General features: G+C 64.2%; 16 protein-coding genes. 13 read left to right on the top strand and 3 right to left on the bottom strand.

From position 1 onward, the window contains the following. Positions 1–22: 22 nt before the first annotated feature. From rpmF to bluB, 3 genes are all read left to right on the top strand, one after another. The gene (gene rpmF / locus DFR67_RS06000; protein WP_110468512.1) at positions 23–196 is read left to right on the top strand and encodes a 50S ribosomal protein L32; all 174 of its coding nucleotides are present in this window, start codon (positions 23–25) and stop codon (positions 194–196) included. Positions 197–344: 148 nt separating this feature from the next. Continuing rightward, positions 345–968: a trimeric intracellular cation channel family protein gene (locus tag DFR67_RS05995; RefSeq protein ID WP_110468511.1), complete on the top strand. Its 624-nt coding sequence runs from the start codon at positions 345–347 to the stop codon at positions 966–968. 20 nt (positions 969–988) lie between these two features. Beyond that, positions 989–1612 (top strand): 5,6-dimethylbenzimidazole synthase, encoded by a 624-nt coding sequence (bluB, locus tag DFR67_RS05990; protein ID WP_110468738.1) that lies wholly within the window; start codon positions 989–991, stop codon positions 1610–1612. A gap of 10 nt (positions 1613–1622) precedes the next feature. Here bluB and DFR67_RS05985 read toward each other — a convergent pair whose 3' ends face one another. Next, entirely contained in the window at positions 1623–2441 is an 819-nt protein-coding gene (locus tag DFR67_RS05985) for a mycofactocin-coupled SDR family oxidoreductase (RefSeq protein ID WP_110468737.1), read from the bottom strand. A gap of 151 nt (positions 2442–2592) precedes the next feature. On the opposite strand from DFR67_RS05985, the gene DFR67_RS05980 reads away from it, so the two are divergent. The 9 genes from DFR67_RS05980 to DFR67_RS05935 all read left to right on the top strand — a co-directional run bounded on the left by DFR67_RS05980 (position 2593) and on the right by DFR67_RS05935 (position 14056). Next, positions 2593–3279, top strand: a complete 687-nt coding sequence (locus DFR67_RS05980; RefSeq protein ID WP_084838963.1) for a response regulator transcription factor — start codon at positions 2593–2595, stop codon at positions 3277–3279. Positions 3280–3393: 114 nt separating this feature from the next. Then, positions 3394–4797, top strand: coding sequence for a sensor histidine kinase (locus DFR67_RS05975; RefSeq protein ID WP_110468510.1), 1404 nt, complete (start codon positions 3394–3396; stop codon positions 4795–4797). 205 nt (positions 4798–5002) lie between these two features. Continuing rightward, entirely contained in the window at positions 5003–6655 is a 1653-nt protein-coding gene (locus tag DFR67_RS05970) for a S1C family serine protease (RefSeq protein WP_110468736.1), read from the top strand. Between the two features lie 60 nt (positions 6656–6715). Next, positions 6716–7363, top strand: a complete 648-nt coding sequence (locus DFR67_RS05965; protein WP_245937754.1) for a MogA/MoaB family molybdenum cofactor biosynthesis protein — start codon at positions 6716–6718, stop codon at positions 7361–7363. Positions 7364–7941: 578 nt separating this feature from the next. Continuing rightward, a complete protein-coding gene (locus DFR67_RS05955; protein WP_110468508.1) occupies positions 7942–8547 on the top strand; it encodes an MspA family porin in 606 nt (201 codons plus the stop codon). A 76-nt stretch (positions 8548–8623) separates the two neighbouring features. Next, complete coding sequence (locus tag DFR67_RS05950; RefSeq protein WP_110468507.1) at positions 8624–9271, top strand: MspA family porin; 648 nt, start codon at positions 8624–8626, stop codon at positions 9269–9271. Between the two features lie 132 nt (positions 9272–9403). Further along, the gene (locus tag DFR67_RS05945; protein WP_158539908.1) at positions 9404–10207 is read left to right on the top strand and encodes a siderophore-interacting protein; all 804 of its coding nucleotides are present in this window, start codon (positions 9404–9406) and stop codon (positions 10205–10207) included. Between the two features lie 167 nt (positions 10208–10374). After that, positions 10375–12147, top strand: a complete 1773-nt coding sequence (locus tag DFR67_RS05940) for an HNH endonuclease signature motif containing protein (RefSeq protein WP_158539907.1) — start codon at positions 10375–10377, stop codon at positions 12145–12147. 37 nt (positions 12148–12184) lie between these two features. Beyond that, positions 12185–14056: an AAA-type ATPase lid domain-containing protein gene (locus tag DFR67_RS05935; RefSeq protein ID WP_158539906.1), complete on the top strand. Its 1872-nt coding sequence runs from the start codon at positions 12185–12187 to the stop codon at positions 14054–14056. Positions 14057–14142: 86 nt separating this feature from the next. Here DFR67_RS05935 and DFR67_RS05930 read toward each other — a convergent pair whose 3' ends face one another. Further along, positions 14143–15189, bottom strand: coding sequence for a zinc-dependent alcohol dehydrogenase family protein (locus tag DFR67_RS05930; protein WP_110468503.1), 1047 nt, complete (start codon positions 15187–15189; stop codon positions 14143–14145). 179 nt (positions 15190–15368) lie between these two features. Further along, on the bottom strand, positions 15369–15572 hold the full coding sequence (locus DFR67_RS05925) for a hypothetical protein (protein ID WP_146240384.1): 204 nt from the start codon (positions 15570–15572) through the stop codon (positions 15369–15371). Positions 15573–15694: 122 nt separating this feature from the next. Here DFR67_RS05925 and DFR67_RS05920 point away from each other — a divergent pair, with 122 nt between their 5' ends. Continuing rightward, positions 15695–15940, top strand: a complete 246-nt coding sequence (locus DFR67_RS05920) for a three-helix bundle dimerization domain-containing protein (protein ID WP_110468501.1) — start codon at positions 15695–15697, stop codon at positions 15938–15940. Positions 15941–15962: the final 22 nt, after the last annotated feature.

The raw sequence follows: 15962 nt of genomic DNA, 5'->3' as shown, positions 1-15962 counted from the left end.
GAAAGAAATGAAGGGCTGAATCATGGCTGTACCGAAGCGCCGGATGTCGCGGTCGAATACTCGTAGCCGCCGTTCGCAGTGGAAAGCTGAGAACCCGGCTTTGCAAGAGGTCAAGGTCGGCGGTGTTGCACATCGCGTGCCGCGTCGTCTGGTCAAGGCCGTCAAGCTCGGCATCGTCGATCTCGATCGGCGCTAGGGCCTCAGCCCTTCCAGTAATTCTCAACAGAGACTGATCGTCACCGACGGTCAGTCTTTTGTTGTGCCCGGGGACGCTCTCTCAGGGCAGACGTGTGGTCTCGGGGTGATGTGCGCTCTCGGGGTGATCGGACAGACAGGAGGCCGCGGTGCTGCAAGACGTCCTCAATTTCGCCGGCATCGCCGTCTTCGCCTGCTCGGGCGCCCTCGTCGGGGTCCGCAAGGACTTCGATCTCTGGGGAATCCTCTCGATGGGTGCAGCCACCGGCGTCGGCGGCGGCATCGTCCGCGATCTCCTGCTCGGCATCACCCCGCCGACATCTGTCCAGCACTGGCCGAACCTGACCATCGCTGTGGTCTCCGGCCTCCTCACGTTCTTCTTGCACCCGGCGTTCAAGCGGCTCTACCCGGCGGTACTTTTCCTCGATGCCATCGGCATGGGGGTCTTCGCGGTCTCCGGTGCGTTGCTCGCCCTCGAGCATTCGTCGAGTGCGATCGCCGCCGTCCTGATCGGCATCACCACCGCTGTCGGCGGTGGCGTCATCCGTGATGTTCTTGCCGGTGAGGTGCCGCTGCTGCTTCGGCCGGCCGATCTGTACGCGGTTCCGGCTATGTGCGGGGCGCTGGCCGTGGTGATCGTCGACGGCGTCGGCTGGCCCGACTGGACCGGACTCGTGGTGGGCGGGATCTTTGCGACCGGGCTGCGACTGGCGAGTCTGCAGTGGAAGTGGAAACTGCCGACTGCACCGCAGCGCTCGCTCGGTCGGCGGTAGATGTGGTGGAGGGTCGCCTGATGGATGTCTATGAAGCCATCGCCGCGCGCCGCGACGTACGTAACGAGTTCACGGGGAACGTCGTCACCGACGAGCAGCTACGGCGCATCCTTGCCGCCGCTCATGCGGCGCCCAGCGTCGGCAACACCCAGCCCTGGAACTTCGTGATCGTCCAGGATCGGGATGTTCTGCGGCGCTTTGCCGATCATGTGGCGCAGCGGCGCGAGAAGTTCGCTGAGTCGTTGCCCGCTGATCGGGCCGACACCTTCAAGCCGATCAACGTCCAAGGAATCGAGAGTTCGGGCACCGGCGTGGTGGTGACCTATGACCGGGCACGCGGTGGACGGCACATCCTCGGCCGTCACACGATCGACGAGACCGGACGGTTGTCGGTGGGGCTGGCCATCCAGAATCTGTGGCTCGCGGCCACCGCTGAGGGTCTCGGGGTCGGGTGGGTGTCGTTCTACACCGAACCCTTTCTGCGGGAGCTGATCAACATCCCAGATGGCATCGAGGTGGTGGCGTGGTTGTGTCTGGGGCCGGTCAGCGAATTGCAGTCCGTTCCTGATCTGGAACGGTTCGGATGGCGAGACCGACGCTCACTCGACGACGTCGTGCACCGGGAGTCGTTTGGCGCTCGCTGAGAAACCCGGGTCAGTTCATCCCGTTGTTGAGCAGCATGGCTTCACCTGACTGCAAGCGTCCCTGTCCGGACACCAAGAACAGCACAGCATCGGCCACATCCGCCGGTTCCAGCAACCCCGGCCGAGGTCGACCCTGACGGAACATCTCCTCGACGTCGTCTCGGGTCGGGTTTTCCACGTCGGGCCGGATCATCTGATAGGTCGTCGGGTTGTGGATCATCTGGGTGTTCACCCCGGCGGGCATGATCGCGTGCACAGTGATCCCGTGCTGCGCGACCTCGAACGCCACCGACTTCACCAGTGCGAGGACTCCCGCTTTGGCCGCGGCGTAGTGCCCGGAGTTGGTGGCCCCTGTGGGAGCGACCGACGATGACGTGGCGACGATCCGTCCCGATTCGCGCTCGATGAGATGGGGGAGTACCGCCCGGAAGGTGTTGAAGACGCCGGTCAAGTTCACGTCGATCATCGTCTGCCAGCGTTCGGCGGACATGGTGGCGATCGGGGCGGCGCTCGCGATACCGGCGTTGGCGACGACGATGTCGATCTGCCCGAACCTCGCTACAGCTTCCCCGACAACGCTGTGCATGGCAGGCAGATCGCGGACGTCGGCAACTACGCAATGGCAACGTCGATCCAGTATTTCGACGTCCCGCACCGTCTGTTCCAGATCTGTAGGCGTCGGCAGGTCGTAGTCGACTTCCTCGAACTGGGTCACCGAATCGCACACGACGATGTCGGCGCCGGCCCGCGCGAGCGTCACCGCGTGTGCGCGACCCTGACCCCGTGCACCCCCGGTGATCAACGCGACCTTGCCGTCGAGAGCAGCCATCGAAACCTCCATTCGGAACAGTTCCACTCCTGAGAAGTAGGACTCGATCGACCCGCAGAAGTCATCGCGTAACCGCAGAATTGGGCATCTCGGACACGCCGGGTACGGGGTTCCTTAGCGCGCTCTCAGTGATGCACGTAAGACTGTTGGCATGCGCATTCTTGTTGTGGACGACGATCGTGCCGTTCGCGAGTCCCTGCGCCGGTCCCTGACGTTCAACGGGTACACGGTGACCACCGCGGGCGACGGTGTCGAAGCACTCGAAAAGATCACCTCGGATCGTCCTGAGGCGGTGGTTCTCGACGTCATGATGCCGCGGCTGGACGGACTCGAAGTGTGCCGTCGACTCCGCAGCACCGGCGACGATCTGCCCATCCTCGTGCTCACCGCCCGGGACTCGGTGTCCGAGCGGGTTGCCGGCCTCGACGCCGGCGCCGACGACTACCTCCCCAAGCCCTTCGCCCTCGAAGAGTTGCTGGCCCGGCTGCGGGCGCTGATGCGTCGCGCGACCGCGGAGCCGTTGCCCGACTCGGAGGCGATGACGTTCGAGGATCTGACGATGGACCCGGTGACCCGCGACGTCACCCGGGGCGAGCGGTCGATCAGCTTGACCCGCACCGAATTCGCGTTGCTCGAGATGCTGATGGCCAACCCGAGGCGGGTGCTCACCCGCAGTCGCATCCTCGAGGAGGTGTGGGGATACGACTTCCCGACGTCGGGCAACGCCCTCGAGGTATACGTCGGATATCTGCGTCGCAAGACCGAGGCCGAAGGTGAGATCCGGTTGATCCACACCGTGCGGGGCGTGGGCTACGTCTTGCGGGAGACCCCGCCGTAAACCGTGAGTTTCTATCATCGTCACGCCTCCGCACCCGCCGAACAGTCGTCCGCGCCGGGCACACTGACGCCTCAGCGCCCCACGCAACTCGACCCCGGCCCCGTGCCGCGGGAGATGCGTAAGCCCACCCCGGTCACGCGGGTCATCTCGCTGCGCTGGCGTATCACCATCCTCGCCGCGACCGTGGTCGGTATCGCCGTCGCCGTGATGGCCGCCGCTGCCTTCGCGGTGGTCTATCGCGCCATGTACGCCGACGTCGACTCCCAGCTCAACAATCGCGCCAACGGGCTGACCGCAATAGCTCAGATCGGGATCCTCGACGATTCACCGGAATCCCTGGTCGCCGGCACGGTGTACTCGACCGACATCTCGGTGGCCCTGGTGATGCCCGGTGGACGCGGATTCCAGCTCGGCAGTGTCCCCTTCGGGGCGTCCGAACAGGAAGTCGTCGACGGGAAGGCCGAGTATTCGCTGCGCACCGTCAAGAACCAGCGTGTGCTGGCGCGCAAACTCGTCGATGGCAACACCATCATCATCTCGCAGGGCCTGCGCGACACCGACGAGGTGCTCCATCGGTTGGCGTGGGTGCTCGGGGTCATCGGAGGTTGCGGCGTCATCCTGGCCGCAGTGGCAGGGACGACGGTTGCCCGAGCCGGGCTGCGACCGGTGGCCCGGTTGACCCGAGCCGCGGAACGGGTGGCCAGAACCGACGACCTGACCCCCATCCCTGTCATCGGCAACGACGAACTGGCAAGGCTCACCGAAAGTTTCAACCTCATGCTGCGGGCGCTGGCCGAGTCGAGAGACCGGCAGAGCCGGCTTGTGGCCGACGCCGGACACGAGCTGCGTACGCCTCTCACCTCACTGCGGACCAACCTCGAGTTGCTGATCGCGTCGAGCGAACCCGGCGCCCGGCCGATCCCGGAGTCCGACATGGCCGAGCTGCGGACGGATGTGATGGCGCAGATCGGGGAGTTGTCGACCCTCGTGGGTGACCTGGTGGACCTCGCCCGCGAAGACGCGCCCGAGGTGGTGCACGAAGAGATCGATCTGGCCGAAGTGGTCGACCGCAGTCTCGAGAGGGTGCGCCGGCGTCGCAGCGACGTCGACTTCTCGGTGCAGGTCAGTCCGTGGTTCGTGTTCGGTGAAAGCGCCGGACTCTCGCGTGCGGTCCTCAACGTGCTGGACAACGCCGCGAAGTGGAGCCCGCCGAATCAGCCCGTGGTGGTTCGGCTGACGCAGGTCGAACCCGGCAGGGCCGAACTGGCCGTCGCAGACGCCGGCCCCGGTATCCCACCCGAAGACCGCCAACTCGTCTTCGAGCGCTTCTACAGGTCCACCGCCTCACGGTCGATGCCCGGGTCAGGGCTCGGCCTGGCGATCGTGCGGCAGGTGGTGATCCGCCACGGCGGATCGGTGTGGGCCGAACAATCCGAGTTCGGTGGCGCCCTGGTGACCATCAGCCTGCCCGGATCGCCGACGCCGGCGGAGATCGCCCCGCGCGTCGTGCAGCAGTGACACCCCGCGTCCGGCGGCTTGCGGTCATTCGTTGAGTCGACCTCCCTTCCGCTCGTAGTGACTGGTGAGAGAATTGAGGGGTAAACCAACAGCGCTATCTCAGCCCCATCTCAGGACGACACAGCAAGGTATTCACCAGTGCCGAGAAATGTTGCGGCAGCGGAGAGCGCGCAACGGTGCGCATGGCAGAAAGCAAGCGGAGGACATGGTCGGCAACAACGACAACGAGCGCGGAACCGGTGACGGCGAAGGGTTCGGTGCACAATCTGGACAGCAGGCACAATCGGGGCAGCAGGCACAGCCGGGACAGGCCGGACAGCAGGGACAGCCCGGACAGCAGGGGCAGCCGCATCCCACAGAGCAGTTCGGCAGGCACGAGGATGCTGCCGAGTCTGCGCCAGGCAACCCTTACGGTCGGACGTCGTCGTTCGACCCCCGCCCGGCAGGCCAGCAGCCCGCCGCCGGGGAGCCGACCACCAATCTCGGAACGCAGGGCTTCGGCCAGTCGACCCAGAACCCGTACGGCCGCCCGGCGACCGGCCAGCAGTCGGCCCCGGGCCAGCAGGCCGGGTACGCCTACGGCGCCCAGGACCCCTATGCGGGTCGGTACGGCCAGTCCACGCCCTACTCCGGTTACACCCAGGGCACCTCGGGACCCGGCACCAACTCGTTCCCCAGCCTCGGCGCCGGGGACAGCAATCCGTACGGCGGCGGACCGCAGACCTACGCGCCGGCCCAGTCCAACCCGAAAACCGGACGCACCGGTGGAGCGAAGGCCGGATTGGTCGCTGCGGCAGTCGCTTTGGTCCTGGTGGCCGGCGGTGTCGGCGGAGTTGTCGGCGCCAATGTGAGCGACAACGCCTCCAACTCGAGCTCCAACAGTGACAGCGTGCTCGGCGGCGACCGCAACAACACCCAGCCGGTGCAGGCCCCCGCCGGGTCTACTCAGGCGGTTGCTCAGAAGGTCACGCCGTCGGTTGTCTCCATCGAGGTGCAGGGCAGCCAGGCGTCCGGTTCCGGTTCGGGCATCGTGCTCACCGAGGACGGCACCATCCTGACCAACAACCACGTCGTCTCGGGTGCGGGCGGCTCGCCGAAGCTGACGGTCACCTTCAGCGATGGCAGCACTGCTGACGCAGAAATAGTTGGCGCTGACCAGATCTCGGACATCGCGGTCATCAAGGTCAACAAGACCGGGCTGACCCCGATCGAGGTCGGCACGTCCAACAACCTGACCGTGGGACAGGAAGTCATCGCGATCGGTTCGCCGCTCGGACTCAACGGCACGGTCACCACCGGCATCATCAGCGCGCTCAACCGCCCGGTGTCCACCCGTGGTGAAGGCGACGGACAGGCGTCGGTCATCGACGCCATCCAGACCGACGCGGCCATCAACCCCGGTAACTCCGGTGGCGCACTGGTCAACGCCAACGGCGCGCTGATCGGCGTGAACTCGGCCATCGCCAGCCTCTCCGAAGGACAGACCGGCGGCAGCATCGGCCTCGGCTTCGCGATCCCCATCGATCAGGCCATGCGTATCGCCAACGAACTGGAACAGAACGGCAAGGCCACGCAGGCCGGTCTCGGGGTCTCGGTGCGCTCGGGTGCACCGTCGGCCGATGATCCCGGCGCCTTGATCAGCGAGGTCACCTCGGGGGGAGCCGCGTCGAAGGCCGGCATCCCCAACGGTGCGCTGGTCACCAAACTCGACGACCGGGTCATCCCATCAGGTGACGCTCTCATCGCTGCTGTGCGCTCACACGCGCCCGGCGACAGTGTGGAGATCACCTATGAGGTGAACGGCCAGGAAAAGACCGCTCAAGTCACGCTCGACACCTTGGACACCGGAGGACGTTAGCCCGTGAAATCGCCAGACTCTGAAAAATCCCGTGATGGTGTCGCAACCCGACTGAGGACCGTGACCATCACCCCGCCCGATACAGTTCCTTTCGGAGATGTTGACATCTCCGCGATGGTGATCGGGGAGGCGGATGTTGTGGCCGCAGATGCTGCGGCCGAACAGCTCGCTGTCCGCGCCGAGGAGATCGAAGCGGAAGGATTGCGGATGAGGTCATTGAACCTGGCTGACGAGGACCTGGGCCGAGCCCTGGTCGTGATCGTCGACGATCGTGCGGCGCACGGTGAGGATCAGAGTCTGATCGGGCCGTTGGTGAAGGAATTGCTCGAAGAAGCGGGCTTCCACGTCGACGCAGTGGTCGCGGTGGAGTCCGATGAGGTCGAGATCCGCAACGCCCTCAACACCGCCGTCATCGGAGGTGTCGATCTCGTGATCTCCGTGGGTGGCGTCGGTGTTGCCGGACGCGACGTGACCCCTGAGGCCACTGCGGATCTGCTCGACCGCAAGCTGCCGGGGATCGAAGAGGCGTTGCGCAGTTCGGGTTTGGCCGCCGGTGCGATGGACGCGGGTCTGTCTCGTGGTCTCGCGGGCATCTCCGGGCAAACAATTGTGGTCAATCTGGCGAACTCCCGGGCTGCGGTCCGGGATGGGATGGCCACCATCACGCCCATGGCCAAGCACGTCATCACCTCGATCAGCGACTTCTGAGAGACCGTCATGCCAGATCCTTCGATAGCCAAGCGAAGTAAGGAACGCGCGGAGTTAGAGAAGATTTTTGGCGACGATCTGCCCGCGACCACGCGCGATGAGCGATCACTCGGTCGCAGTGACGAAGGTCACACAGGTGAGGATATGCAAAGCGATGAATGGTTTTTGGAGAATCGCCCACCGCATCACGGCTGAATAGCATTTCGGTTACAGGCCGGTCCTGGGGTTTTCCTGATAAATCACTGAATGTTCTGCACTACCAAAGATCCGCTGTCCAGTACAGCGGATCTTTGCTTTTTGAACACGCTCTTCGCTAACTGTTGCTTGCGGTCGGTCAGCACACTAACGTTCGGCTCGATACTTCCAGTACCAGTGCGGGGGCTGGACGTGTCCCGTGACTCGTCCCCAATGGCGATCGCGGTGTGGCCAAAAGTTCGGCTGGAATTAACAATTGGGAAACCTCGGGCATACCCGCCCGTTAACTATTCCCATAGAGGATTCCGTCGAACCAGTTGGTCACTTCAAGCTCACGATTTGGTTGAGCTTGGATTACACAGCAATCCTGTGAGAGGGAACGAATGAGCAAGATGAGCATGTTCGGCCTGCGCCGAGTCGTCGGTGTTGGCGCCATTACCGCCGTTGCGGCCCTTGGACTGGCAAGCATGGGCGCCGGCAATGCCGCCGCCGGACCGCTGCCCGGCAACAGCAAGGTGACCGAGGGTGTCGATGGCACCGTCATCAAGCTCGAGCGCAGCAACGAGAGCGCGTACCCGGTCCCGTCGGTCGCCAACAATGGCGCTGGCCGTGCGGCTGAGGTCAACGGCAAGGTGAAGGTCTACTCGGGCGGCGCTGCAGGCGTTCTGACCACCGGCTACATCGTCGGCTGCCAGATCGACATCACCGGACTCGAAGGCGGCCTGAGCGGCAGCCTCGACATCCTCGGCGCAGCAGGCGGACTCGCCGGCTCGATCTCGGTGCCGCTGAACCCGGGCGAGGCAGCTTTCGTTTCCCTCGGAAGCAAAGAGTTCGACGGCAACGACGTTTCGATCCAGTACAAGAACCAGGGCATCGACGTTCAGCAGTGTGGCGGTTACGCCCAGGCTCGTGCGTTCTCGACGGTGACGACCTCCGGTGACTACGTCATCAAGTCGACCCTGTACGGTGCTCCGTTCAGCCTGAACTGATTTCGGCAGATAACCCACCCTCAAATCTTTGAACTTTATCTGCCGCAAGCAGATTGATATTTCCGTAAGGGGAATCATGAAGAACACCACTTCGCGTCGTATCGCCGCCGCCGCCGCCATCAGCGGCGTCACGGCTGTTGCGCTCGCAACCATGGGAGCCGGCGCTGCTGCTGCGGGCCCGCTGCCTGGTGGCAAGACCACCCAGGTCCTCGACGACGGCACCGCGGTCACCGTGTCGCTGTTCGGCGAGTCGGTCAACATCACTCCGTCGATGGCTGCCATCCCGACCAGCCGTAACGTGTGGCTGAACGGCAAGATCAAGGTCGACGTCGCCGGTGGCGCCGAAGGCGGCAACATCGAAGCCGGTTACATCGTCGGCTGCCAGCTCAACTTCGGCGCAAACGCCGGTGCAACGGGCGGTATCGGCGGCGCGCTGACCGAAACGGGAATCGCGGTCGGCGAACCCGAAGCCGGAGCCGAGGCGGGCTTCTCGCTTGCTCCCGGTGAGGCCACCTACGTTGCGTTCTTCTCGGACGAAGATGGCAACAACACCGGCTTTGACTTCGAAGGCGCCACGGGCGGCCTGGCATACAGCCAGGAAACCTTCCAGATCGACAGCTGTGCCGGATTCGCCGAGGCCAAGGCCTTCGTGAAGGTCACCGTCGAGACGGAGTCCACCACGGGCATCGTGACCCTGTACGGCAAGCCTTTCAGCATCGGCTGATAGCAGCATTGCTGTTGTAATCACCGCATGATTGGCGAAAGCCGGAGCACCGCAAGGTGTTCCGGCTTTCGTCGTTTCCGGGCGTGTTCCCATGGTGGAGACGTCCATGAGGTTGCCTGCTTGGGAGGCCACATGACAACACAGACGCACAGGCTCACCAATGGCATGGTCATGACGATGGTGACCGTCGAGGGACTAGACGAGATCGACTCGCGCTTCCACCGATTGATCGTGCAGGCGCCCGAGCTTCGAGACATCGTGACGACCACAGGTATGGCGCCGGCTCTCAAGCTGTTCGTCCCGCGGGCGCCCGATTACCCCGTGACGCTGCCGGGCTTCGACTCGAACAATCTCGCGGATTCCGGCTGGGAGAGTGATCCCAAGCGCCCGATTCTGCGCACGTACACGGCAAGCGAGGTCGATCGGAAGGCAGGCCGCATCGCCTGTGACGTGCTCGATTTGGACCTGCCGGGTAGCTGGCTCTATCGAGTCGCGGTCGGGGACCGGATCGGACTCATCGGATTCAAGAACGAGCTGCAGGTTCCCTCTACGCACACCAAGATCGTCGCCATCGGCGATCTGTCGGCGCGTCCGTCGATCGACTCGATCAAATCGAACGCGCCGGTGGGTGTCACGGTGTCTGCATTCGTGGAACAACAGGAAAGGCCGTGGGGCGACATCGCCGCCGAAGCCGATGCCAGTCCGGCTGACACCACGATCTGGATCGGCGCAGAGGTGTCTGAGGTGGCGCGGCTGCGTCGTGAAGCGCTCGCCGCGGGCTTCGCCACGGAACAGATTCTGGCACTGCCATATTGGGCGCGCGGCCGTACCCGGGACGAGTTCGATTACGATCTGTATCGCCGCTATCAGAAGGCGGCCGAAGCTGGGCGCGACATCTCGGACCCGAACGTCGCAGCCGACATCGAGTTGAACTGACACGTTCATCAAACATTGCTGAGGACAACGAACGTATTCGAACATGCGTTCGACAACTTCGCGATTGCCGGGTATAGTAGCGAGTAGAGAAACTCATCGAACGGCGAATCAATCAGTGGTTGTTGTTGTCTGCGTGTGTTTCTCGGTTCCCTGGGGAGGGGGTCTTTGTGTCGGAGGGTGTTGTTGTTGATTCGCCGGTTGTTGCTGCGGTGTCGGGGCTTGATGCTGCGATCGCGTTGTTGGCCGAGCTGGATTCGACGGCGTTCTCTGATTCTGAGTGTGTGCGGTTGACTGAGCGGTTGGAGATCGCGGCGCGGCGGTTGCAGTCAGCGAGTTTGCCGGTGTTGCGGGATGTGTCTGTGCGGCGGGCGTATTCGACGGTGGGGTGTTCCTCTCCAGCGGCGGTGTTGACGTCGTTGACGCGGATGCGTCCGGGTGCGGCGCGGGCGCGGGTGGAGGCGATGGATGCGTTGACTCCGTCGGTGACCCCCAGTGGTGAGGTCATCGCCCCGCGGTTCCCGGAGACGGCTGAGTTGTTCGCTGCGGGTGTGATTGATCTTGATCATGTCGGTGTGGTGATCGAGGTGATGGCGTCGATTCCGCACAAGATCGGTGCCGAGCAGCGCGCGAACACGGAGGTGGCGTTGGCGGATCTGTGCAGTAAGTATCCGCCGGGGCAGGTCAAGACGATCGGTGAGCGGATCGTGGACTATTTCGATCCCGACGGCACCCTCGCTGATGATGGTGATCGGGCGCGCAAGCGTGGTGTGGCTTTGGGTCGGCCGGCGACGGATTTGATGGCGAAGGTGGCCGGGCATCTGGATCCGACGACCACAGCGCTGATGGAAGTGATGTTGGCGGTGTGGGCGGCGCCGGGGATGAACAACCCCGACGATGAGCTGTCCCCGTCCGGTGCCGCTGATGATCCAGCAGTGGACCCAGCGGTTCTGCAGGCGGCGGCCGACAACGATCTTCGTACTCAGTCGCAGCGCAATCATGATGCGCTCAAAGCAATGCTCATGTATCTGCTTGAGTCGGGGCAGTTGGGTAAGACTCATCGTGGGTTGCCGGTGCAGTTGATCATCAACATGACCAAAGACCAACTCGATCAGGCTCTACGCAAGCAGCAAGCAGACGCCCGCCCCGAGCCAAAACCCGAGCCCGAACCGCAGCCCGAGCCCGAGCCCGAGCCGCAGCCCGAGCCCGAGCCGCAGCCCGAGCCCGAGCCGCAGCCCGAGCCTGAGCCTGAGCCTGAGCGTGCGTATCCCGACCCGGAGACGCATTGGGAGGATCCGGAGTGGTTGCCGACGTTGGCTGGTGGGTCGTCGCGTCCCTACGGCCACGAGCTGGTCTATACCGCGACCGGGACGGTGCTGCCGATCAGCGATGCCATCAAGCTCGCTGCGCGTAGCGATAAGGCGTTGGCGGTGTTCGCCAGCCACAGCAACGAAGTGTTGTATCTGGGTCGGGCGAAACGGTTGGCCAGTGAAGCGCAACGTATCGCGATGTTCGCTGCGCACCGGGGTTGTTCGTTCGGTGGGTGTTCGAACCCGGCGATGTGGGCCGAGGCTCACCACACCGTCGAATGGGCGCTGGGTGGGCTGACCGATATTTCGCATCTGGCTCCGGCGTGCCCGCAGCACCACAAGCTGGTGGGGCCGGGGGAGCATCAGTGGCAGACGGTGATGATCACCGAAGGGCCCGACGCCGGCCGGTGTGCCTGGATACCGCCGGCGTTCCTGGACCCCGAGCGCACACCGAGGGTCAACCGTGCCCATCACCCGGACGAGGCCTTGATCGAAGCACGGCAGGCCATGCTCGCACGCCGCAAAGCCCAACTCGAACAACGCACCAGAGAACTGAGCGGTCAAAGTCCAGATCCTCCAGGCGAACCGTCGCCGGATGAGTCGCCGCCGGACGCGGATCCGCTCTCACAATGAGACGGCCGGAGTGCACCACGAAGCCTATGCTTGCGTGGTGCACTCCGATGCCGCGATCACTGCTGCGCGACTCAGTGTTGTCGAAAACGGTGATCTCGGCCGGTGGGCCGACCAGGTGAGTCCAGAGATCGCCGACTCCTGGCTCCGGTGCGTCGACAACGGACACCAAGGCAATCGCCTCGACAAGCAACTCAGCTTCGTCGGAGACATCCCGGGCGCCCCCTTGACCCGAGTCGCACGCGCGGTGGTGACGCAGTGGTCCGCCACAGCTGGGCCCATCCCGGCGTCGATTCTCGCAATCGACGCACACGCCGTGGTCCGCTGCCGGCACGATGGTACGTCTGCCGTAGCGGCGATCCTCGACACCTGGCCTGTAGCCGAGGGCTTCTCGATCACCGAGCGCGAGTTCGGCACGTCCGCAGGCACTCTTGCCCTCAGCTTGGGCAGGCCTGCACTGGTCTCGGGCCCCGAACACTTCCACCCCGACCTCGTCGGCCTCCACGAGTCCGCCGCACCCGTCATCGATGACGCGGGTGCGGTGATCGGTGCGATCGTCCTGGTGTCCGATCAGCCGGTCGCCGAGTTCGCTGCCGCCGTCACCAGAACGCTGGCCGCACAGGTCGGCGCCGACCTCATCGCGGGGCCATCCACTGCCTTGAGCGCAACCTCGGCGCGGTTGGCGGCCAGGGTCCACGGCACCGGCACGTTCGCGATCGGCGCCGCAGGTGATCACACGATCTTCGATCCGCGCGCCAACGCGCTCGACGGATCCGACAGCGCAGTGCTGACAGAGGCGGTACGTGCCGCACTGGTCGACTGCCGCTTCGAACCGACGTCCCTCACCTTGCCCTCGGGGTCACCCGTCGAGGTCGAGTACGAATCCGTAGAGGTGGCCGGTGACGTCGTCGGCTGCGTACTGGTGGGAACCTGGACGAAATCGCCCGCCTCGCAGTACTCGTCGGCGATGGCCAGGCAAGGCGCGCATGTGGCGCCAGTCGGTCCGCGGGACTACACCGCCGGAATGCCCTTGGTGGGAGCTGCAGGCGGCGAACTCGGGCGCTCCCGCAACAAGGCACTGCTGACCCCGATGACCTCCACGAGAAGCGAACTGGCCCTGAGTATCGGTGAGCACTCGAATCGGCTGCTGACGGGGGAGAAGGGCGTCGGCAAACGCACGTTGGCAGTCGCTGAGTTCAAGGCGCAGCATCCTGACGGCGTCATCCACCCCGTCGACTGCTCCGTACTCGACACCGGTCGCGGCGACTCCCGATGGGGTGACACGCAGCCGCTGGCCTCAGTGGTGCACTCATCCTCCACCGCATCTGAACTCGTGCTGCTCTCGTCCCTGAACTCACTCGATGCGATGGGCGCGCGGCAGGTCGACGCCGTCTTGCGCTCGCTCGCCACCAGAGCGACATCACCGTTGGTGATCGGATGTGTCGACGCCACCACGGTCGACCGAACCCGCCCCTACGCCATGCTGAGCAGACACTTCCACGGCGTGACCCGCATCCCGTCCTTGCGGTACCGCCCCGACGACATCGCCGACCTCTGCCGATCCATCCTGAAAACCATCTCGCCGCGGCACTCGCTGCGACTGAGCCTGTCCGTGATCAGGGTGCTGGAGGGGTACTCGTGGCCAGGCAACATCGACGAACTGGTCGACGTACTCGGCTACGTGGTGGCGCACAAGCCGTTCGGGGAGATCACCGTCCGCGATCTGCCCGCCACCTACTTTCGTAGTGCGCCGCGCAAACTCACGCCGTTGGAAGTCGCTCAGTGCGAGACCATCATCCACGCGCTGTACGAGGTCAACGGCAACCGCTACAAAGCCGCGGCACTACTCGGTATCGGCCGGTCGTCGCTCTACCGCAAGATCGACTCCTTCGGCATCAGCTATATCGGCTGACCCGTCGGGTGAAGCTCCCGAGCCCACAACGCAGATCGACCGGGAACAACATCGCTCCCGGTCGCTCTGGCCGAAATGCTCCGACGTCAGCTCGGACTGATGACCACCTTCAACGCCTGGTTGTCGGCGGCATGGGAGAACACGTCATACGCTTCGTCGATCTGATCGAACGTGAAGTGGTGAGTTCCCATCTTCTCGGCGGGCAATCGCCCTGACGCCACCATCTTGAGCAGGGTGGGAATCGAGACAGTGTCGACCAGCCCCATAGTCAAGGTCAGGTTCTGAATCCACATGTCCTGCATCGGCAACTCGACCGGCGTGCCGTGTACGCCGACGTTCGCGATGGTGCCGCCCGGGCGGACCAGCGACGCTGCCGTCAGCAGGGTCTCGGGATAGCCGACGGCCTCGATCGCTACATCGACACCGAGTCCATCGGTCAGTGCCAGTACATCCGCGACGGTATTGGGGCCGACCTCGACGACGTCGGTGGCGCCGAACTCGTACGCCTTCTCGAGGCGGAACTTGTTCGAGTCGATGGCGATGGTGCGCGAGGCGCCCCACAAGCTCGTGGTCAGGATGGCCGACAGTCCGACCGCACCCGACCCGACCACCGCCACCGTGCTACCCGGTCGGACACCGCCGGCCAGGACTCCGACCTCGTATCCGGTGGGGAGCGAGTCGGCCAGAAAGATGGCCTGATCGTTGGTGACACCGTCGGGCACCAGATAGAGCGAGGTGTCGGCGAACGGTACCCGGACGAACTCTGCCTGCGTACCGTCGATCAGGTGTCCGAAGATCCAGCCGATCCCGCCGACGGTCTGGCAGTGTGACGGCATCTGGGCCTGGCAGTAGTCACACCTGCCGCATTTGGTCACTGCGGGAACCAGCACGCGGTCGCCGGTCTTGAATCCGGTGACTGCTGAACCGATCTCGGTGACCACGCCGACGGCTTCGTGTCCAAGGATTCGTCCCTCGGTCACCGCGGGGACGTCGCCCGAGAGGATGTGTAGGTCGGTGCCGCAGATGGTGGTGGTGTCGACACGGACGATGACGTCGGTGGGATCCTCGATCGTGGGATCGGGAACGTCTTCCCATTGCTTCTTGCCGGGTCCGTGATAGACAAGTGCTTTCATTGATGCCAACTCCTAGATCGATACACGCAGCGGGTGATGCATCTTCGACGCTAGGTCGGTCGCACTGCCGTTCGTGCATGTGTCCGAAATCGGGACGGCTGCCGGCGGTGCCCCCGAGCCGAGGAGTCTGTGGTGTCCCGGAAGTGGGAACGGCTGATCGCGGACGTGCGATCTGCAGGTCAGCTGAACGCTTGAGGAAAGCTGTCGCGTAGGGCTTTCAATTGCCGCTGCACCTCGTACAGTTCGCGGCGTTTGGCCTGTGCTGCGCTGGATGGGCCGTCTATGTCTGCGTCGTCGGCCAATTGATCAATCCACCGCTCCAGCTCGGAGGCCAGATACCGGGCTTGTGCGACGTCCGCGGACAAGCGGCTCGAGGATGTCATGGTCGTTGATACTAAGCCAAAAGTGGACAGCTGCTTAGTCATATGAACGACTGGCGAACGGCTGGCAAACAGCGAATGAACTAACTGGAGGGTGCAACCAGTTTGTAGCTAGGTTGGACTACATGACAACACAAATCGATAAGCAGCAGCAAGAAGAGCAGCAGCATATCGCGATGATTGCTGATGTCCTGAGAACGAAGCACGACACCATTCCCGCGGACACGGTCAACAAAGCTGTCGACGAGGCCTACCGCCGGTTCGACGGTCAGCCCATCCGTGATTTCGTGCCCCTGCTGGTGGAGCGCCGTGCGCAGGAGCTGCTCGGCGGCACCGCGACGGCCGCGCCCGCCTCGCTCGAGGAGAGCTAGCTTCACAAGTTTCTTTCAACCC

Source organism: Williamsia limnetica (assembly GCF_003217475.1).
Classification (GTDB): domain Bacteria; phylum Actinomycetota; class Actinomycetes; order Mycobacteriales; family Mycobacteriaceae; genus Williamsia; species Williamsia limnetica.
Note: the sequence above shows the minus strand (reverse complement) of the source record. Positions and strands in the feature narration are given on the sequence as shown.

Excerpts from the sequence above, each read along its gene's own strand:
- DFR67_RS05985 (WP_110468737.1), bottom strand. The coding sequence starts at position 2,441 with ATGGCTGCTCTCGACGGCAAGGTCGCGTTGATCACCGGGGGTGCACGG.
- DFR67_RS05950 (WP_110468507.1), top strand. The coding sequence starts at position 8,624 with ATGAAGAACACCACTTCGCGTCGTATCGCCGCCGCCGCCGCCATCAGC.
- bluB (WP_110468738.1), top strand. The coding sequence starts at position 989 with ATGGATGTCTATGAAGCCATCGCCGCGCGCCGCGACGTACGTAACGAG.
- DFR67_RS05975 (WP_110468510.1), top strand. The coding sequence starts at position 3,394 with ATGCGTAAGCCCACCCCGGTCACGCGGGTCATCTCGCTGCGCTGGCGT.
- DFR67_RS05955 (WP_110468508.1), top strand. The coding sequence starts at position 7,942 with ATGAGCAAGATGAGCATGTTCGGCCTGCGCCGAGTCGTCGGTGTTGGC.
- DFR67_RS05920 (WP_110468501.1), top strand. The coding sequence starts at position 15,695 with ATGACAACACAAATCGATAAGCAGCAGCAAGAAGAGCAGCAGCATATC.
- DFR67_RS05980 (WP_084838963.1), top strand. The coding sequence starts at position 2,593 with ATGCGCATTCTTGTTGTGGACGACGATCGTGCCGTTCGCGAGTCCCTG.
- DFR67_RS05970 (WP_110468736.1), top strand. The coding sequence starts at position 5,003 with ATGGTCGGCAACAACGACAACGAGCGCGGAACCGGTGACGGCGAAGGG.
- DFR67_RS05930 (WP_110468503.1), bottom strand. The coding sequence starts at position 15,189 with ATGAAAGCACTTGTCTATCACGGACCCGGCAAGAAGCAATGGGAAGAC.
- DFR67_RS05945 (WP_158539908.1), top strand. The coding sequence starts at position 9,404 with ATGACAACACAGACGCACAGGCTCACCAATGGCATGGTCATGACGATG.
- DFR67_RS05925 (WP_146240384.1), bottom strand. The coding sequence starts at position 15,572 with ATGACATCCTCGAGCCGCTTGTCCGCGGACGTCGCACAAGCCCGGTAT.
- rpmF (WP_110468512.1), top strand. The coding sequence starts at position 23 with ATGGCTGTACCGAAGCGCCGGATGTCGCGGTCGAATACTCGTAGCCGC.